This is a genomic window from Franzmannia pantelleriensis, from assembly GCF_900102875.1.
GTDB lineage: Bacteria > Pseudomonadota > Gammaproteobacteria > Pseudomonadales > Halomonadaceae > Franzmannia > Franzmannia pantelleriensis.
The window spans coordinates 136388-155100 of the sequence record NZ_FNGH01000009.1 but is presented as its reverse complement, the minus strand read 5'-3'; the positions used below and the strand labels follow the sequence as shown (position 1 = coordinate 155100).

Sequence of the window (18713 nt, the reverse complement as noted above, 5' to 3'; positions counted from 1 at the left end):
ATAGGCGCTGATTTCAAGCGCTGCCGGGATGACTCATCGCGCAGCCTTGGCCAGCGTCTATGCTGGGGTGACCGGCCAGTATTTTACGCCAGCCGGGTGGCAGGACGATGACAGGAGTCTCACCATGCACGAAGAGATGCTGACGTCCCGAGCGGTCCACTGTCCATACTGCAGCACCCCCTTCGAGCTGCTGGTGGATGCCAGTCAGGGAAGCCATATGACCTGGGAGGATTGCCCGCGCTGCTGCGCGCCGATTCAACTGCGCATCAGTGTCTCGCCGCAGAGTGGCGAGCTGGAGGAGGTAGCCTTGGGGCGCGATGACGATGTGGTCTAAGTACGGCGGTGCACCATTATGATAGGGTGTGGCTATGGGGGCGATTGCGCATTTCAATTGTCAGCCCCCTTAAATGGACTTTAGTCTAACACCCCATTTGAGCACACAATCATCATTCGCATTTCAAGGGAGAGACCCGAATGAGCGTACTAGTAGGCCGCCAAGCCCCCGATTTTGAAACCGCTGCCGTCCTGGGTAACGGCGAGATCGTCGATAATTTCAAGCTCTCTGACAGCCATGGCAAGCTGCGCGTGCTGTTCTTCTGGCCGCTTGATTTCACCTTCGTGTGCCCGTCCGAGATCATTGCCCACGACAACCGTCTGGCGCAGTTCAAGGAGCTCGGCGTCGAGGTGATCGGGGTTTCCATCGATTCCCAGTTCACTCACCACGCCTGGCGCAAGACCTCACCCGAGAAGGGCGGCATCGGCGAAGTCGGTTTCCCGATCGTGGCTGACGTCAAGCACGAGGTGACCCAGGCCTACGGCATCGAGCACCCGGAAGCCGGCGTCGCCATGCGCGCCTCCTTCCTGATCGACGAGAACGGCGTGGTTCAGCATCAGACCGTCAACAACCTGCCGCTCGGCCGTAACGTCGACGAGATGCTGCGCATGGTCAAGGCGCTCAAGCATCACCAGCAGCACGGAGAAGTCTGCCCGGCCGGCTGGGACGAAGGCCAGGAAGGCATGAAAGACACCGCCGAAGGTGTTGCCAAGTACCTGGGCGCCCACTCTCAGGCGCTGTAAGCCGCGCGCTTTCAGGGAGGCGGCCTTCGGGCCGCCTCTTTACGTTAGTGCGGTGGTACAATTTTCTACCGCGGTGCATTGCGGCATGCCGCCCAGGGGCGCCAAGCCGGAACGTATCGCCAGCGCGGCAGTACCTTGCCCGCTCTCATTCAAGACACGCATGAGGCCATCCATGGACGCACGCCACGAGCGCCTGATCATCCTCGGCTCCGGCCCGGCCGGTTACACCGCTGCCGTTTATGCCGCCCGCGCCAATCTCAAGCCGCTGCTGATCACCGGCATGCAGGCCGGCGGCCAGCTGACCACCACCACCGACGTGGACAACTGGCCGGGCGATGATGCAGGCGTCCAGGGTCCCGAGCTGATGGAGCGCATGAAGCGTCACGCCGAGCGCTTCGAAACCGAAGTGCTGTTCGATCATATCGATGAGGTGGATCTGCGTAGCCGGCCTTTCACCCTCACCGGCAGCGGCGGCACCTACACCTGCGACGCGCTGATCATCGCCACCGGTGCCAGCGCCCGCTACCTGGGGCTGCCGTCGGAGCAGCAGTTCATGGGGCAGGGCGTGTCGGCCTGTGCCACCTGCGATGGCTTCTTCTACCGCAATCAGGAGGTGGTGGTGATCGGTGGTGGCAACACGGCCGTCGAGGAAGCGCTGTACCTCTCCAATATCGCCTCCAAGGTGACCCTGGTGCATCGTCGCGACAGCCTGCGCGCTGAGAAGATCCTTCAGGACAAGCTGTTCGACAAGGTCGAGAATGGCAACATGGCCATCGAGTGGAATCACACCCTCGACGAGGTGCTGGGCGACAACAGCGGTGTGACCGGCGTACGCCTGGCATCCAGCGTTGATGGTGCTACCAAGGAAATGGCCGCGCCAGGGGTGTTCATCGCCATCGGCCATACCCCCAATACTGGCCTGTTCGAAGGCCAGCTGGACATGGCCAACGGCTATATCAAGGTCAAGTCCGGCCTCGAGGGCAACGCCACCGCCACCAGCGTGGCCGGAGTATTCGCCGCCGGAGACGTCATGGATCACGTGTACCGCCAGGCGATTACCTCCGCCGGCAGCGGCTGCATGGCGGCACTCGACGCCGAGCGCTATCTCGACGAGATTGGCTAGCGCCCAGCCTACTGGCCTAGTAGTGCGGCGGTAGCTCCTGCCCGGGGTCGAACCCTTCGGCCTGATCATTCAGCGCCTGCTGCTGCTCGCGCAGGCGCTTCTGCATCAAGGCGTTGAGCCGCATCAGTTCCTGCAGTCGCTGCTCCTGACTCGCCACCGCCTCATCGAGCTGATCCAACCAGTGCTCCTGGTGGGCGGTGCGGTTCTCGAGCGTCTCCAGCCGCGCCGTCAAGGCGGCGAGCGAGTCTCGATCAGGCATGCTAGAATCGCCGCGTTGCGTGTTGCCGTTCATCGCTGCACCTTCATCAATGTCACTGTGGTCCGTCGGTCATCGGCCGCGGCCGTGATCGTCATAGCCAGTATCCACGTCCACACAACAAGAGAAGTTGAGGTCCATGAATCGTAAGGTGTTTGTTCGCTCTATTATCATCAGTCTCCTGCTCGCCGCGCCTGCTCCCCTGTTGATTACCTTGTTCGTCTCGTTCACCGGTGGCCTGCTGTCGCAGCAGCTACTGGCATCGCTCGAACTCGGCGGGGTGGCCGTCGTCTATGTGGCCGTTGCTGCCGCAGTGTTCCTGCTGCTGCTGATCGCCACCAGCGCTGCCCAGGTGCTGGCGCCGTCATCTTCGCCTGCTTCGGCCGTGCTGGCCGATATCGAGAACGACGATCGTGAGATCGGCGAGGTGAAGTGGTTTAACGTCAACAAGGGGTATGGTTTCATAACACGCGATAACGGTGACGATGTGTTCGTGCACTTCCGGGCCATCCGCGGCAAGGGACATCGTACCCTGGCCGAGGGCCAGAAGGTGCGCTATCACGTGGTCGAGAACGAACGCGGGTTGCAAGCCGACGACGTCACCGTGATTACCTGAAGCGAAGCGCCTGCGCTCGTCCAGGCGTTGTTGGAAGCGCGACGCGAGATGCTCATTTACTAAAGTAAACTCCGCTCTCTCGCCGCGCTTCCGCCTAGCCTGGCCATCGCTCGGCAGCTTCTCGCCAACAGACACCGCTAGTTTAGAGCTGTCACAACACATCGCCCCGCTTACGCGGGGCGATGTCGTTTCAGACATGGCCCCGGTCACTGGCCGGAATCGGGCCAGATAATCGCTTCCTCGTGCCCGTCGGGCAGCACCCGCCAGAAGCGGTCCGGGTCGTCGCCGGGCTGCCAGCCGCCCAGTGAGCAGCGCACCTCACAGCCCAGCGCCTGGCAGGCGTCGCGGGCGCAGTCAGCATCCCTTGGCCAAGGCGTTGCGGCGCTGTCGAACCACAGACTGCTGAAGCCGTCGGCGGCCTGCTCGACCAGCAGCACCGGAATGCGCTGGCCCTGCAGGTTGCCGCTGGTACGCCACTGACGTTTGCCAGCGGGGCGCAGCGGCGCGGCGTCAAGCTGTGCGCTGAGCCAGTGGCTTACCGCCTCGACGCTGGCGTCAGCGAGGTAGATCTCGATATCCGGATAGCGCTGCATGGGCACCTCAGTTGGCCTCGCCATTGGCGAACAGGTGCACCAGGATGGCTTCATAGATCTCGCTCAGGGTATCCAGGTCGGCGGCACGCACGCGCTCGTTGACCTGATGGATGGTGGCATTGAGCGGTCCCAGTTCCACCACCTGACTCCCCAGGGTGGCAATGAAACGCCCGTCCGAGGTGCCGCCGCTGGTAGAGAGCGCTGGTTGCTTGCCGGTCACGGTTTCCACGCCGCTAATAGCGGCCTCCACCAGCTCACCCTCGGCGGTCAGGAAGGGCTCGCCGTTGAGGGTCCAGTCGAGGCGATAGTCGAGACCATGGGCATCGAGGATCGCCTCAGTGCGCTCACGCAGTTGCTGGTGGGTCACTTCGGTGGAGTAGCGGAAGTTGAATACCGCCTCCAACTCGCCGGGGATCACATTGGTGGCGCCGGTACCGGCGCGCACGTTCGAGATCTGGAAACTGGTAGCGGGGAAGAAGGCGTTGCCATCATCCCAGTGTTCGCCCACCAGGGCGTCCAGCGCCGGTGTGGCGGCATGGATCGGGTTGGCGGCCAGATGTGGATAGGCCACGTGGCCCTGCACGCCTTTGACGTGCAGCACGCCACCCAGCGAGCCGCGCCGGCCGTTCTTGATTACGTCGCCGAGGCGCTCGGTGGACGAGGGCTCGCCGACGATGCAGTAGTCGAGCCGCTCGTGGCGCTCGCGCAGGTGTTCGACCACGGCGCGGGTGCCGTCTACCGCCGGGCCTTCTTCATCGGAGGTGATCAGGAAGGCGAGCTTGCCGTGATGTTCTGGATGGGCGGCGACAAAGCGCTCCACGGCGGTGATCATCGCCGCCAGGCTACCCTTCATGTCGGCGGCACCGCGGCCCCTGAGCATGCCCTGTGCATCGATGCTGGGCTCGAAGGGGGGCGTGTCCCAGCTGGTATGCGGCCCGCTGGGCACCACGTCGGTATGCCCGGCGAAAGCCAGTACCGGGCCGTGGTGGCCGCGTACCGCCCAGAAGTTGTCGACATCGCCGAAGGGCAGTCGCTCGGTGTGGAAGCCGAGCGCATCCAGGCGCTCGATCATCAGCGCCTGGCAGCCCTCGTCATCGGGGGTCACCGATGGCCTGGCCATCAAGTCGATGGCCAGTTCGAGGGTCGGCGACAGGGGCTGCGACTCAGTTGTGGGCATGCAGCGCCTCGTTGAGCGCGATGGCGCTCTTGTTGGTCAGGCACTCGATGCGGCCGTTCTGGGAGTTGCGGCGCAGCAGCAGGTCGTCCTGGCCGGCCAGCTCGCGGGCGGCCACGGTCTTGACCTCCTGCCCCTGGTCGTCGAGCAGGGTGACCTTGGCGCCGGCGGTAATATAGAGGCCTGCCTCGACGGTGCAGCGATCGCCGAGGGGGATGCCGATGCCGGCGTTGGCGCCGATCAGGCAGCCCTCGCCGACCTTGATCACGATGTTGCCGCCGCCGGACAATGTGCCCATGGTCGAGCAGCCGCCGCCAAGATCCGACCCCTTGCCGACCATCACGCCGGCCGAGATGCGGCCCTCGATCATGCCCGGACCTTCGGTGCCGGCGTTGAAGTTGACGAAGCCCTCATGCATCACCGTGCTGCCTTCGCCAAGATAGGCGCCCAGGCGCACCCGTGCGGTGTCGCCGATGCGGATGCCCTTGGGCACCACGTAGTCGGCCATCTTGGGGAACTTGTCGACGCAGTCCACCGACAGCGCGCGGCCCTCGAGGCGCGCCTTGAGACGCCGTGCCGGCAGCTCCTCGATATCGATGGGGCCCTCGTTGGTCCAGGCGATGTTACGCAGCAAGCCGAACATCCCGGTCAGGTCGAGCTGGTGGGGCTTTACCAGGCGGTGGGAAAGGAGGTGCAGCTTGAGGTAGACCTCCGGGGCGTTCTCCGGCGGGGTATCGGTGTCGAGGAACATCGCCACCAGCGGACGCTGGCTAGCGGCAAAGGCATCGGCCAGTTCGGCCTGCGCGGCGGCGCCAGCGGTCCTGAGGGCGGTAGCGAGCGCCGCGCAGTGCTCGGGCAGGAAGCTCACCGCGGCGTTTCCGGCGGGCGCGTCGAGGGCCTGGCGGGCCGCCTCGACCAGCGCCTGGTCAGGCTCGAGCAGAGGCGCGGGATAGTAGATTTCCAGCCAGTCGCCCTGGGTGTTCTGGGTGCCGATGCCGAGTGCAAAGCTGAGCATGAAGGTGTCCTCCTGAAAGGTGTCGGTAAAGGGTGTAAGCGTCCGAGCCGCGGCTAAAACGTCAGGTTGTCGTAGTCGCCGTCGCGGTAACCGACCAGGATATCGTCGCCGGTATCCAGCAGTGGCCGCTTGAGCAGAGTGGGATGGGCCAGCATCAGTTCGCGGGCGCGGTTGGCGTCGATGTCCTGCTTGTCGGCGTCGTCGAGCTGGCGCCAGGTGGTGCTGCGCTTGTTGAGCAGGGTCATCACCGGTACCCGCTCGAGGATGTGCTCGAGGAGTGCCGCCGAGAGGCCGTCCTCACGCAGGTCGTGAAACTGATAGGGCACGCCGGAGGCATCCATGGCCTTGCGCGCACGGCGGCAGGTGTCGCAGTTCTTGATGCCAAACAGGGTCAGCATGGTGGGGTCCTCCTTCACTGGCGTTCGATGAAGCGACGCAGGCGGCGGGCGCCCTCGACGGTGGCCTCGAGCTCGGCGACCAGCGCCAGGCGTACGCGACCGCTGCCGGGGTTGTGGCCATCGGCGGCGGCACGTCCCATGTAGCTGCCCGGCAGCACGCTGACGTTCTCCTCGGCATACAGGGCTCGGGTGAAGGCTTCGTCATCGCCGCCGGGTACCGCCGGCCACAGGTAGAAGCTTGCTTCGGGCGTGGGGAAGTCCATGACCGGGGCGAGGATCTCGGTGACTGCGGCGAACGTCTCGCGGTAGGCGTCGCGGTTGGCGAGCACATGGTCCTCGTCCTGCCAGGCGGTGATCGAGGCGTGCTGCAGCGGCAGCGACATGGCACAGCCGTGATAGGTGCGGTAGCGCTTGAATGGCCCGATCAATGCGGCGTCGCCGGCGACGAAGCCTGAGCGGAGTCCAGGCAGGTTGGAGCGCTTAGAGAGCGAGTGGAATACCAGGCAGCGCCGGTAGTCGTGGCGCCCGAGTGCCGCGCAAGCCTGCAGCAGTCCCGGCGGCGGCGCTTTTTCATCCAGGTAGAGCTCGGAGTAGCACTCGTCGGAGGCGATGATGAAGTCGTGCTCATCGGCCAATGCGATCAGGCGCTGGAAGTCGGCCAGCGGCGTGACGGCCCCGGTAGGGTTGCCCGGCGAGCACAGGAACACGATCTGCACCTCGCGCCAGGTGTCGGCGGATACGGCGTCGAGGTTCGGGCGAAAGCCATGCTCGGCGCGGCAGTCGAGGTAGAGCGGCGTGCCCCCGGCCAGCAGCGCCGCCCCTTCATAGATCTGATAAAAGGGGTTAGGCACCGCGACCCTGGCTGGGCGGCTGCGGTCGAGGGCGGCCTGGACGAAGGCGAAGATCGCCTCGCGGGTGCCGTTGACCGGCAGTACCTGGGTGTCCGGGTCGAGGCCCTCGAGGCCGAAGCGCTGGGTCGCCCAGGCGACGATTGCCTGGCGTAGCTCGGGCATGCCGGTGGTCGCCGGATAGCGCGCCATCTCCTGCTGATGTGCCACCAGCGCCTCGAGGGCGCCGATATAGGGCGCATGCTGCGGCTCGCCGATGGTCAGCGGGATGTGCGCCAGCGCCGTCGGTGGCGTGACGTCGGCCTTGAGCGCGGCGAGCTTCTCGAAGGGGTAGGGCTTGAGAGCATCGAGATCGGGGTTCATGGCTGTCCTGGTCGCCTCGAGGTGGCGGAATCGTGGGCGGGTCGGTGCCGACGGCACGACCCGGGGATTATAGGGAAGCGGCGGAGACGCCTCAAACCCGCTAGACGCCGAGCACCTCGATCAGCTGCTCGCGCAGACGCTGCTGGCGCTCAGGGTCGGTAAGTGGTTCGCCACCCTTGGTGGTGATGAAGAACACGTCTTCGACGCGTTCGCCGAGGGTAGCGATCTTGGCCGCCGAGAGGGCAATGTCCTGCTCCATGAAGATGCGCCCCACGCGGGCCAGCAAGCCGGGGCGGTCGGGAGCGGTGAGCTCCAGCAGGGTGCGCTCGTTGGCCGGGTCCTGCTCGATCAGCACCTGGGTGGGCACCTTGAAGTGCTTGAGCTGGCGCGGGGTGTGGCGGGTGACGATAAGCGGATAGTCGTCCGGGTCGTCGAGCTCCTCGACCAGGTGGCGACGAATCGCCTCGATGCGCTCGCGGTCGCGAATCGCTTCGCCGTGATCATCGAGCACGATGAAGGTGTTGAGCGTCCAGTCGTTGCTCGAGGTGGCGATGCGCGCGTCGTGGATGGAGAGCCCCAGCTGCTCCATGGCCGCGGCGGTGGCGGCGAACAGGTCGTCTACCGAGCGGGTGTGGATGAATACCTTGGTGCCGCCTTCGGCCATGTCCTCGGTGGGCGCACTGACCAGGATCAGTGGCAGCTGCGAGTCGCCGTGGCCGAGGATGCCCTGGGTCTGCCAGACGATCTCGCTGGGGGCGTACTGCAGGAAGTAGTCCTCACCGAGGGACTCCCACAGCCGCTCGACCCGCGCGGGGTCGGCACCAACGCTGGTCAGCAGCGAGCGCGCCTCCTCGCGGGTCTCGCGCACCCAGTCGTCGCGGTCGAGCGGGTTCTCCAGGCCGCGGCGCAGGGCACGCTTGGTCTCGGCGTGCAGCTGGCGCAGCAGGCTGGCCCGCCAGCCGTTCCATAGCGAGGGGTTGGTGGCATTGATATCGGCCACGGTCAGCACATAGAGGTAGTCGAGGTGGATCTCGTCGCGCACCTGGCGGGCGAAGTCGCGGATCACATCGGGGTCGGTGATGTCGCGCTTTTGAGCGGTCTTCGACATCAGCAGATGGTGCTCGATCAGCCAGCTGAGCAGCCGCGTGTCGCGGGGCGACAGGCCATGGCGCTCGGCGAAGCCCTCGACGTCGCGGGCACCGATGATCGAGTGGTTGCCGCCGCGGCCCTTGCCGATGTCGTGATAGAGCCCAGCAATCCACAGCAGCTCGAGCTTGGGTAACTGGTGGACCAGGGTCGCCGCCACCGGAAACGCCTCGCGGCCATCGGGCTCGCGGAAGCACTGGATGAACTTGAGCAGGCGCAGGGTGTGGGCATCGACGGTGTAGATGTGGAACAGGTCGTGCTGCATCAGCCCCACCGCCTGACCGAACTCGGGCAGGTACTTGCCGAGCACGCCGTAGCGGTTCATGCGTCGCAGTTGGCGCGCCACATTGCCGCTGGAGCGCAGCAGCTCCATGAACAGGCTCTGGTGGCGCACGTCGTCGCGGAACAGGTCGTCGATACGGTGGCGGTTGTCGCGGATCAGGCGAATCGTATCGGCGCGCACGCCTTCGATCTCGGGGTGCTGGGCCATCAGTAGGAACAGCTCGAGCAGCGCTGCCGGGCGTTGGCGGAAGACTCGCGGGTGGCGGGCCTGGATGTAGCCGCCCTTGATCTCGAAGCGGTCGTTGAGCGGGGTCGTCTCGAGGCGCTCGTCGCCGCGCAGGATCACTTCGTCGAAATGTTGCAGCAGCATGTCGTTGAGGCCGGCCAGCGCCGTGACGTGGCGGTAGTAGCGCTTCATGAACTGCTCGACGGCGAGTCGCTCAGGGGTGTCTCGGTAGCCGAACAGCTCGGCGATGGCGCGCTGGTGGTCGAACAGCAGGCGGTCCTCGGCGCGCCCGGTGAGCATGTGCAGCGCGTAGCGCACCTGCCACAGGAAGGCTTGTCCCTGGCTGAGGATGCGCAGCTCGGCATCGTTCATGAAGCCCTTCTCGACCACGTCCTCGTAGCGCAGAGTGCCGAAATGGCGTTTGGCCACCCAGCCGATCATCTGGATGTCGCGCAGCCCGCCGGGAGAGCTCTTGATATTGGGCTCGAGATGGTACTCCGAGTTGTTGTAACGGTAGTGGCGGGTGATCTGCTCCTGCCATTTGGCTTCGAAGAAGCGGTCCGCCGGCCACAGCCGGTTGGTGGCCAGCCGCTCGCGCATGGCGTCGCGCAGCCGTTCACTGCCGGCCAGGGTGCGCGTCTCGAGCAGGTTGGTGATCACCGTGACGTCGGCTGCTGCCTCGCGCTGGCAGTCGTTGAGCGAGCGCACGCTGTGGCCGATCTCCAGCCCGATGTCCCAGAGCAGGGTAATGAAGTCGGTGAGCGGCTCGCGGTAGGGCGTGTCGTCGTCGTGCTCGAGCAGCAGCAGCAGGTCGATGTCGGAGTGCGGATGCAGCTCGCCGCGGCCGTAGCCGCCTACCGCCAGCAGGGCGATGCCGTCGTCGGGCCAGGGATGCCGCGACCAGGCCACCTGCAGCAGCCGGTCGAGGCACCAGGCGCGGCCGTGGATCAGATCGCGGATATCGGCGCCGGCGCGGAAGCGGGCATCGAGTCGCGCCTGGATCTCACGCAGCGCCGCCTTGAACGGTGCGATGGGCGAGCGGCTGCCGTCGAGCTCGGCGCGCAGCGTGGCCTCGTCGAACAGCGTCTCGTCGGGCGTGAAGCGGTAGTGGTGCAGTAGCATATCAGCGGTCGAGGAAGCTGAGGTCTTCCTCACCGCGGGCGGTGAGCACCTCGACGCCGTTGGCGGTGACCAGCAGGGTATGTTCCCACTGTGCCGACAGGCTGCGGTCCTTGGTTACCGCGGTCCAGCCGTCACGCAATACCTTGGTACGATATCCGCCGACGTTGATCATCGGTTCGATAGTGAAGCACATGCCCTCGGCCAGGGGGATATCGGCCTCCGGGGCGTAGCCGTCGTAGTGCAGGATCTGCGGATCCTCGTGAAAGCCGGCGCCGATACCGTGGCCGCAGAAGTCGCGTACGACCGAATAGCCGTTGGCCTCGGCATGCTGCTGGATGACCTGCGCCAGCGCCGACAGGCGTGCCCCCGGCTTGACCAGCGCAATGCTCTTGTAGAGGCACTCCTGGGTGATGCGGCACAGGCGCTCGCCTTGGATGGTCTCGCCGATCACGAACATCTTGCTCGAATCACCGTGATAGCCGTCGGCGGTCTTGACGGTGATGTCGATATTCATGATGTCGCCTTTCTTGAGGCGCTTGGCGTCATCTGGAATGCCGTGGCACACCACGTGGTTGATCGAGGTGCAGGTGGCATTGGGGAAACCGTGGTAGTTGAGCGGGGCCGGTGTCGAGCCCAGCTCGTCGACGATGAACTCGTGACAGAGGCGGTCGAGCTTGCCGGTGGAGACGCCGGCCTCGACGTGGGGGGCGATCATTTCCAGCACGCGGGCGGCCTGGCGACCGGCCTCGCGCATCTTGTCGATTTCCGCTGCGGTCTTGATAGGAACGTTCATGGAGTCTCGAATCTGGAGGCGGGTGACGCGCCGGACGATGGACGCTATAAGGCGCCCGGCGACTTCATCTCGGTAGCGAACTATGGTATAAAGCCGCGCGCTTTCCTGCAATCGTTGACCGAAATGTGGTCGAGCCTTGAGTGCTCGGCGCGGGGAGACGATAATGCGGGGGCGTTTGAACGCCTAAATCACACATGCACCGTCACATGGTCCCGGGTGCCTGCGTCACGCGAGTGCGCTGGTCGGATCCATGGGGTGCATGGAGGCCTAACCCGATTTATCAGGAGTCATCCATGGCACACGTCAATATGCGTGACCTGCTCAAGGCAGGCGCCCACTTCGGTCACCAGACCAAGTACTGGAACCCGAAGATGAGCAAGTTCATCTTCGGCGCGCGCAACAAGATTCACATCATCAACCTCGAGCACACCCTGCCGGCGCTGAACGACGCCATCGGCGTGGTCGAGAAGATGGCCGCTTCCAACAACAAGATCCTGTTCGTTGGCACCAAGCGTTCCGCCAGCAAGATCATCAAGGAAGAGGCCAACCGCGTTGGTCAGCCGTTCGTCAACCACCGCTGGCTGGGCGGCATGCTGACCAACTTCAAGACCATTCGTCAGTCGATCAAGCGTCTGCGTGAGCTCGAGGCGATGCACGAAGATGGCACCTTCGAGAAGCTGACCAAGAAGGAAGTCCTGATGGCCACCCGCGAGCAGGACAAGCTCGAGCGTTCGGTGGGCGGCATCAAGGACATGGGCGGTCTGCCTGATGCGCTGTTCGTGATCGACGTCGACCACGAGCGTATCGCCATCAATGAGGCCAACAAGCTGGGTATCCCGGTCATTGGGGTGGTCGATACCAACTCTGACCCGGACGGCGTCGACTACGTGATCCCGGGCAACGATGACTCCATCCGCGCCATCCAGATCTACGTCAAGGCCATCGCCGATGCCTGCGGTCGCGCCAAGGAAGGTCGTCCCGACGAGTTCGTTGAAGTCGCCGACGCCGACGCCAGCGAAACCGCCGAGTAATACCGCTGCGCCTGCTGCCGCGCCGCTCGTGCGGCGGGCAGGCGAGAAGGGGGGCTTCGGCCCCCTTTTTTCCCGCTGCGCGGGAAACCGCGTACCGACGTCGAACCAATTTCAGAGGTTAATATCATGGCAGCTATCAGCGCCTCTCAGGTCAAGGAACTGCGCGAGCGTACCGGGCTCGGCATGATGGAGTGCAAGAAGGCCCTCACCGAAGCCGGTGGTGACATCGAGCAAGCGATCGAGGATCTGCGCAAGAACTCCGGTCTCAAGGCCGCCAAGAAAGCCGGCCGCACCGCCGCCGAAGGCGCCGTGGTGACGCGTGTTGCCGACGACGGCAGCTACGGCGTGATGGTCGAGATCAACTCCGAGACCGACTTCGTCGCCCGTGACGACAACTTCAAGAGCTTCGCCGACAAGGTTGCCGATGCACTGTTTGCCGCCAAGAGCGACGACGTGGTGGCACTGATGACCGGCGAGATGGAAGCTACCCGCGAGCAGCTGGTGCAGAAGATCGGCGAGAACATCAGCGTGCGTCGCGCGGTGGTGGTCGAGGCCGGCGACGGCAACCTGGTGGGTGAGTATGTCCACGGTGGCCGCATTGGCGTGCTGACCGTGCTCAAGGGCGCCAACGCCGAGGTGGCCAAGGACGTTGCCATGCACGTTGCTGCCATCAACCCGACCGTGGCGCTGCCCGAGAACATGCCCCAGGAACAGCTCGACGAGGAAAAGGCCATCATCCTGGCCCAGCCGGACATGGCCGGCAAGCCGGAGCAGATCGCCGAGAAAATGGTGCAGGGCCGTCTCAAGAAGTATCTGGCCGAGAACAGCCTGACCGAGCAGCCGTTCGTCAAGGATCCCAACCAGTCCGTCGCCGAGTTCGTCAAGAGCGCCGGCGGTGAAGTGATTGGCTTTACACGCTTCGAAGTGGGTGAAGGGATCGAGAAGGAAGAAGTCGACTTCGCCAAGGAAGTAATGGAACAGGCCCGTCGTAGCTGAGGTCTGACTCCATCGACATGTGTTGGCGTGCGCGCAAGCGCACGCCTTCGCGTATCCGGCTGGTGCATGCCAGCCATGCCCGCCCGCACAGCCACCAGGAGAGCTTCCATGCCTACGAGCCACGACCCCCAGAGCGCCGAGCGCGGCACCAAGTCTGAGCGCGGTGCCAAATCGAAGTACAAGCGCATTCTTCTCAAGCTATCCGGCGAAGCCCTGATGGGCGAGCACGAGTTCGGCATCGATCCGCAGGTGCTGGACCGTATGGCGTTGGAGATCGGTCAACTGGTGGGGATCGGGGTGCAGGTCGGCATCGTGGTCGGTGGCGGCAACCTGTTTCGCGGGGCCGCACTCAACGAGGCGGGCATGGATCGTGTCACCGGTGACCATATGGGCATGTTGGCCACGGTAATGAATGCTCTGGCCATGCGCGATGCGCTGGAGCGCTCCAATATCCGCTCGCGGGTGATGTCGGCGATTCCCATGAGCGGGGTGGTGGAGCACTACGATCGCCGTACCGGGATTCGCTATCTGACCTCCGGTGACGTGGTATTGTTTTCCGCCGGGACCGGCAATCCCTTCTTCACCACCGACTCGGCGGCCTGCCTGCGCGGTATCGAGATCGATGCCGATGTGGTGGTCAAGGCCACCAAGGTCGACGGGGTCTACGACAAGGACCCGGTCAAGCATGAGGATGCGGTGAAGTATGAGCATCTGACCTACGATGAGGTGCTCGACCAGAAGCTGGGGGTCATGGATTTGACCGCCATTTGCCTGGTGCGTGACCATGAAATGCCGGTTCGCGTATTCGACATGAACAAGCCCGGTGCCCTGCTCAACCTGGTGGTGGGCGGCAAGGAAGGCACGCTGATAGACAGAGGGTAATGACGTGATCAACGATATTCAGAAAGACGCCGAGTCTCGCATGAAGAAGAGTCTCGAGGCGCTGCAGAGCAACTTCCACAAGATTCGTACCGGACGTGCCCACACCAGTATTCTCGATGCGGTGATGGTGGAGTACTACGGCGGCCAGGTACCGATCAACCAGGTGGCCAGCGTCAACATCGAGGATGCCCGCACGCTGACCGTATCGCCCTGGGAGAAGGACATGGTACCCAAGGTCGAGAAGGCGATCATGACCGCTGACCTGGGGCTCAATCCGTCCACCGCCGGTAGCGTGATTCGCGTGCCGATGCCGATGCTCACCGAAGAGACCCGCAAGGGCTACATCAAGCAGGCGCGTAGCGAGGCGGAGCATGCGCGTGTGGCGGTGCGCAACGTGCGCCGTGACGCCAACGGTGATCTCAAGTCGCTGCTCAAGGACAAGGAGATCTCCGAGGACGAGCAGCACAAGGGCGAGGACATGATCCAGAAGCTCACCGACAAGTACATCGGCGAGATCGACAGCCTGCTGGAAGCCAAGGAACACGACCTGATGCAGGTCTGAGCGGCTGGCGGGCCATGTGCCCGCCCCATCTTCCCTCCCGATGCGAGACCCCATGTCCTCAACGCTGTCTTCACAAGAGTGCCGTGATGGCCTGCCACGTCACGTGGCGGTGATCATGGATGGCAACAATCGCTGGGCACGTGCACGCGGCTTTTCCGGCGTGCGCGGTCATCGTGCCGGTGTCGAATCGGTGCGTGCGGTGATCCGCCGCGCCGCTGAGCGGCGCATCGAGACGCTGACCCTGTTTGCCTTCTCGAGCGAAAACTGGCGGCGACCCGCCGATGAGGTCAGCGCACTGATGGAGCTGTTCCTGTGGGCACTCAAGCGCGAGGTCAAGAAGCTTCATGAGCACGATATCCGCCTCTCGGTCATCGGTGATCGCGACGGCTTTTCGGCGTCGATTCAGCAGCATATTGCACGCGCCGAGGCGCTGACTCGCGACAACCGCGGGCTGCATCTGGTGATCGCCGCCAACTACGGCGGCCAATGGGATCTGGCGCGGGCCGCCCGACGACTGGCCGCGCGTGTCGAGGCCGGCGAGCTACGTGCCGAGCAGGTCGATGAGGCCGCCCTTGGCAGCCAGGTGTGCCTGGCAGAAGCGCCGCCGGTGGATCTCTGTATCCGCACCAGCGGTGAACAGCGCATCTCCAATTTCCTGCTCTGGCAGCTGGCCTACGCTGAGTTCTACTTTACGCCGGTGCTATGGCCCGACTTCGACGGCGCCGCCTTCGACCAGGCGCTCGAATCATATCGCGGTCGACTGCGACGTTTTGGCATGACCGATGAGCAGGTCGAGGCACAGCATGCTTAAACAGCGAATCATCACCGCCCTATGGCTTGCACCGCTGGTCCTGCTGGGCCTGTTCTGGCTCGATGGCGGCGCTTTTGCACTGTTCACCGCGCTGATCGTGCTGCTGGCGAGCTGGGAGTGGGTCAACTTGGCGGGCTGCGAGGGCCAGCGCCAGCGTCTATTGGGCGCCGCGGCCATGGCGCTGCTGATGCTGGTGCTGTGGCTGGCAGGCGCCGTCCATGCCACCTGGCTGCTATGGCTAGGGGTGCTGGGCTGGTTGGCCAACCTCTACTGGGTCATCCACTATCCCGATAAGGGCGCTCAGTGGCAGGCGACACCGCGGCGCCTGGTCATGGGGCTATGGGTGCTGCTGCCGTGCTGGGTGGGGTTCATCAGCCTGCGTGACAGCGGGGCAGTATGGCTGCTGTTCGTGCTGCTGCTGGTGTGGTGCGCCGACACCGGCGCCTACTTTGCCGGCCGCGCCTTCGGCCGGCGCAAGCTGGCGCCGCGGGTCAGTCCCGGTAAATCTTGGGAGGGCGTGGCCGGCGGCCTGGCCGCGACCACCCTGCTGGCGCTGCTGTTCGCGACCTGGCAGTCGCTAGGCCTGTGGCAGGGTCTGGCGCTGGTGGTAATCACCTGGCTAGTGACGCTTATCTCGGTGCTCGGCGATCTGGTCGAGAGCATGCTCAAGCGTTATCGCGGCATCAAGGACTCCAGTGCCCTGCTGCCTGGCCACGGTGGCGTGCTCGACCGTATCGACAGCCTCACCGCGGCGGTGCCGTGGTTTGCGCTGCTCGGTGGTTGGCTGTGAGTCGCGTGTGGCCTTTATGAGTGATTCGCCGCAGCTGGTCAGCGTGCTGGGCGCCACCGGCTCGATCGGTACCAGCACCTTGGACGTCATCGCTCGTCATCCCGACCGCTATCGCCTGCACGCGCTGACCGCCCATACCTCGCGGGCGTCGCTGCTGGCGCTATGCCATCGACACCGTCCAGCGGTGGCGGTGCTGGCCTACGAGCAGGATGCCGCCTGGCTACGCGAACGGCTGGCCGAGGCGCGGCTTGAGACTGAGGTGCGCGCCGGCGAGGCCGCCCTGGTCGAGGTTGCCGAGGCCGGCGAGGTCGACGTGGTGATGGCGGCCATCGTCGGCGCCGCAGGGCTACTGCCGACGCTGGCCGCGGTGCGCGCCGGCAAGCGCGTGCTGCTGGCCAACAAGGAAGCGTTGGTGATGGGCGGGGCGCTATTCATGGACGCCGTGGCGACCCATGGCGCGACCTTGCTGCCGATCGATTCCGAACACAATGCCATCTACCAGTGTCTACCCGCTGAGCACCGCGGCGGGCTAAGTCGCCACGGCGTCACCCAGCTGTTGTTGACCGCGTCCGGCGGGCCCTTCCTGGGCTGGACGCCGGCACAACTGGCCGAGGTAACGCCGGCCCAGGCCTGCGCCCACCCCAACTGGTCGATGGGCCGCAAGATCTCGGTGGACAGCGCTACCCTGATGAACAAGGGGCTCGAACTGATCGAGGCGTGCTGGCTGTTCGACGCCGCACCGCAGCAGGTGCAGGTAGTGGTGCACCCGCAGAGCGTGATCCACTCCATGGCCGCCTACAGCGATGGCTCCGTGATTGCTCAACTGGGCAACCCCGATATGCGCACGCCGATCGCCTACGGGTTGGCCTGGCCGGAGCGCATCGCGGCCGGCGTCGAGCCGCTCGACCTGTTCCAGGTGGCGCGGCTCGACTTCCAGGCGCCGGATGAGACGGCCTTTCCCTGCCTGCGCCTGGCTCGCGAAGCGATGGTGGATGGCGGCACGGCGCCGGCGGTGCTCAATGCGGCCAACGAGGTGGCGGTGGACGCCTTCCTCGCTGGCCAGCTGCGCTTCAGCGCTATTGCCGAGCTGGTGGCGCGGGTGCGCGAGGCGCGCCCGGTGCTGGCGGCGGATGAGCTGGCGACGATCCTCGACGAGGATAGCCAGGCGCGCCAGGCCGCCCAGGGGATCCTGGCGCGGATGCTCGAGGAGACGACGTAGATGGGCGTGATACAGAATATCCTGGCAGTGATCGTGGTGCTCGGCGTATTGATCACCTTCCACGAGTACGGCCACTTTTGGGTAGCACGGCGCTGCGGGGTGAAAGTGCTACGTTTCTCGGTAGGCTTCGGCAAACCGCTGTGGTCGCGGGTCGACCGCCACGGTACCGAGTTTGCGGTGGCGGCGATCCCGCTGGGCGGCTACGTCAAGATGCTCGACGAGCGCGAAGGCCCGGTGGACCCCGCCGAGCAGGACCAGGCCTTCAACCGCAAGACGGTGTGGCAGCGCATCGCCATCGTTGCCGCCGGGCCGCTGGCCAACTTCCTGCTGGCGATCGTCGCCTACTGGCTGATGTTCGTGGTCGGCACCACCACGGTGGCGCCGGTGGTTGGCAGTATAGCCCCTGGGTCGCCGGCTGAAGAGGGCGGGCTCAGCCCGGGTCAAGAGATTGTCGCGGTACAGGGCGAAGCAGTGCGCTCCTGGGACGAGATCAATCTCAAGCTGATCGCGGCCATCGGCCACAGCGGAACGCTCTCGGTCAGCGCCCGCGATGAGGGCAGCAGCAGCGCACGTGACTATCAGTTGCCGGTCGACAATTGGCTGGTGCGCCAGGATCCACCACAGCCGCTGCCGAGCCTGGGGCTGGAACCGTGGCGGCCATCGTTCCCGGCGGTGTTGGGTCAGATTCTCGACGGCGAGGCCGCGGGCCGGGCCGGACTCCAGCCCGGCGATCGGGTGCTGACGGTGGACGGTGAGCCGGTGGACGACTGGCTGCACTTCGTCGATCTGGTTCGCGCCAGCCCCGAGTCATCTCTGGCCCTTGAGGTGGCGCGTGGCGGTGAGACCCTGCCCATCGAGTTGACCCCCGGGCGCAATGAGCTCGAGGACGGGATCGTGATTGGCTATATTGGCGCCGGCGCCGAGCCGGTGGAGTGGCCCGAGGAGTATCGCCGCGAGATTCGCTACGGGCCGCTGGCCGCAGTGGGGCAGTCGCTGTCACGCACTGGCGAGATGTCGCTGCTCACCGTCGACGCCATCCGCAAGATGTTCGTCGGCCTGATCTCGCCGTCGAACCTCTCGGGGCCGATCACCATCGCCCGAGTGGCCGGCGACTCGGCGCGCACCGGCCTCGAGACCTTCGTCAGCTTCCTGGCCTACCTGTCGATCAGTCTGGCGATCCTCAACCTGCTACCGATCCCGGTGCTGGATGGTGGACACCTGGTCTACTACGCCGTCGAGGCGGTGCGCGGCAAGCCGGTATCGGAGCGCGCTCAGGCCATGGGGCTGCGCATCGGGGTGGCGCTGGTCGGCAGCTTGATGCTGATGGCGCTCTATTTCGACCTGATGCGGCTATGGTGACACACGACCCGCGGCAGGGTTCGGCGGGCCT

General features: G+C 65.0%; 20 protein-coding genes. 12 read left to right on the top strand and 8 right to left on the bottom strand.

Features of this window, described 5'->3' with window-relative positions:
* Positions 1 to 124 precede the first annotated feature (124 nt).
* The 3 genes from BLT16_RS12885 to trxB all read left to right on the top strand — a co-directional run bounded on the left by BLT16_RS12885 (position 125) and on the right by trxB (position 2200).
* Positions 125 to 334, top strand: a complete 210-nt coding sequence (locus BLT16_RS12885; protein ID WP_089658920.1) for a CPXCG motif-containing cysteine-rich protein — start codon at positions 125 to 127, stop codon at positions 332 to 334.
* Between the two features lie 140 nt (positions 335 to 474).
* On the top strand, positions 475 to 1077 hold the full coding sequence (locus tag BLT16_RS12880) for a peroxiredoxin (RefSeq protein WP_089658919.1): 603 nt from the start codon (positions 475 to 477) through the stop codon (positions 1075 to 1077).
* 172 nt (positions 1078 to 1249) lie between these two features.
* Positions 1250 to 2200 (top strand): thioredoxin-disulfide reductase, encoded by a 951-nt coding sequence (trxB, locus tag BLT16_RS12875; RefSeq protein WP_089658918.1) that lies wholly within the window; start codon positions 1250 to 1252, stop codon positions 2198 to 2200.
* 16 nt (positions 2201 to 2216) lie between these two features.
* Here trxB and BLT16_RS12870 read toward each other — a convergent pair whose 3' ends face one another.
* Positions 2217 to 2459, bottom strand: coding sequence for a SlyX family protein (locus BLT16_RS12870; protein ID WP_089658992.1), 243 nt, complete (start codon positions 2457 to 2459; stop codon positions 2217 to 2219).
* Positions 2460 to 2595: 136 nt separating this feature from the next.
* Between BLT16_RS12870 and BLT16_RS21130 the strand changes: the two genes are divergently transcribed.
* On the top strand, positions 2596 to 3072 hold the full coding sequence (locus tag BLT16_RS21130) for a cold-shock protein (protein ID WP_089658917.1): 477 nt from the start codon (positions 2596 to 2598) through the stop codon (positions 3070 to 3072).
* A 206-nt stretch (positions 3073 to 3278) separates the two neighbouring features.
* Here BLT16_RS21130 and BLT16_RS12860 read toward each other — a convergent pair whose 3' ends face one another.
* The 7 genes from BLT16_RS12860 to map form a co-directional block, all read right to left on the bottom strand.
* Positions 3279 to 3665 (bottom strand): hypothetical protein, encoded by a 387-nt coding sequence (locus BLT16_RS12860; protein ID WP_089658916.1) that lies wholly within the window; start codon positions 3663 to 3665, stop codon positions 3279 to 3281.
* 7 nt (positions 3666 to 3672) lie between these two features.
* The gene (gene dapE / locus BLT16_RS12855) at positions 3673 to 4842 is read right to left on the bottom strand and encodes a succinyl-diaminopimelate desuccinylase (protein ID WP_089658915.1); all 1170 of its coding nucleotides are present in this window, start codon (positions 4840 to 4842) and stop codon (positions 3673 to 3675) included.
* Positions 4829 to 5854, bottom strand: a complete 1026-nt coding sequence (gene dapD / locus BLT16_RS12850) for a 2,3,4,5-tetrahydropyridine-2,6-dicarboxylate N-succinyltransferase (protein WP_089658914.1) — start codon at positions 5852 to 5854, stop codon at positions 4829 to 4831. The genes dapE and dapD overlap by 14 nt, the downstream gene beginning before the upstream one ends.
* A gap of 53 nt (positions 5855 to 5907) precedes the next feature.
* Positions 5908 to 6252 carry an arsenate reductase gene (locus BLT16_RS12845; RefSeq protein ID WP_089658913.1) on the bottom strand — a complete coding sequence of 115 codons (345 nt, stop codon included), beginning with the start codon at positions 6250 to 6252 and terminating at the stop codon, positions 5908 to 5910.
* A gap of 14 nt (positions 6253 to 6266) precedes the next feature.
* A complete protein-coding gene (dapC, locus tag BLT16_RS12840; RefSeq protein WP_089658912.1) occupies positions 6267 to 7463 on the bottom strand; it encodes a succinyldiaminopimelate transaminase in 1197 nt (398 codons plus the stop codon).
* A gap of 100 nt (positions 7464 to 7563) precedes the next feature.
* Positions 7564 to 10239: a [protein-PII] uridylyltransferase gene (locus tag BLT16_RS12835; protein WP_089658911.1), complete on the bottom strand. Its 2676-nt coding sequence runs from the start codon at positions 10237 to 10239 to the stop codon at positions 7564 to 7566.
* A 1-nt stretch (position 10240) separates the two neighbouring features.
* Positions 10241 to 11032 carry a type I methionyl aminopeptidase gene (gene map, locus BLT16_RS12830; RefSeq protein WP_089658910.1) on the bottom strand — a complete coding sequence of 264 codons (792 nt, stop codon included), beginning with the start codon at positions 11030 to 11032 and terminating at the stop codon, positions 10241 to 10243.
* Positions 11033 to 11325: 293 nt separating this feature from the next.
* Between map and rpsB the strand changes: the two genes are divergently transcribed.
* The 8 genes from rpsB to rseP all read left to right on the top strand — a co-directional run bounded on the left by rpsB (position 11326) and on the right by rseP (position 18682).
* A complete protein-coding gene (gene rpsB, locus BLT16_RS12825; protein ID WP_089658909.1) occupies positions 11326 to 12063 on the top strand; it encodes a 30S ribosomal protein S2 in 738 nt (245 codons plus the stop codon).
* A 126-nt stretch (positions 12064 to 12189) separates the two neighbouring features.
* Complete coding sequence (tsf, locus tag BLT16_RS12820) at positions 12190 to 13059, top strand: translation elongation factor Ts (protein ID WP_089658908.1); 870 nt, start codon at positions 12190 to 12192, stop codon at positions 13057 to 13059.
* Between the two features lie 108 nt (positions 13060 to 13167).
* Positions 13168 to 13941, top strand: coding sequence for a UMP kinase (gene pyrH, locus BLT16_RS12815; RefSeq protein ID WP_089658907.1), 774 nt, complete (start codon positions 13168 to 13170; stop codon positions 13939 to 13941).
* A 4-nt stretch (positions 13942 to 13945) separates the two neighbouring features.
* Positions 13946 to 14503 carry a ribosome recycling factor gene (gene frr, locus BLT16_RS12810; RefSeq protein ID WP_089658906.1) on the top strand — a complete coding sequence of 186 codons (558 nt, stop codon included), beginning with the start codon at positions 13946 to 13948 and terminating at the stop codon, positions 14501 to 14503.
* 52 nt (positions 14504 to 14555) lie between these two features.
* Positions 14556 to 15314: a polyprenyl diphosphate synthase gene (uppS, locus tag BLT16_RS12805; RefSeq protein WP_245701648.1), complete on the top strand. Its 759-nt coding sequence runs from the start codon at positions 14556 to 14558 to the stop codon at positions 15312 to 15314.
* Positions 15307 to 16104 carry a phosphatidate cytidylyltransferase gene (locus tag BLT16_RS12800; RefSeq protein ID WP_089658904.1) on the top strand — a complete coding sequence of 266 codons (798 nt, stop codon included), beginning with the start codon at positions 15307 to 15309 and terminating at the stop codon, positions 16102 to 16104. The genes uppS and BLT16_RS12800 overlap by 8 nt, the downstream gene beginning before the upstream one ends.
* A gap of 16 nt (positions 16105 to 16120) precedes the next feature.
* Positions 16121 to 17323, top strand: coding sequence for a 1-deoxy-D-xylulose-5-phosphate reductoisomerase (gene ispC, locus BLT16_RS12795; RefSeq protein ID WP_089658903.1), 1203 nt, complete (start codon positions 16121 to 16123; stop codon positions 17321 to 17323).
* Positions 17324 to 18682, top strand: a complete 1359-nt coding sequence (gene rseP, locus BLT16_RS12790; protein ID WP_089658902.1) for a sigma E protease regulator RseP — start codon at positions 17324 to 17326, stop codon at positions 18680 to 18682.
* Positions 18683 to 18713: the final 31 nt, after the last annotated feature.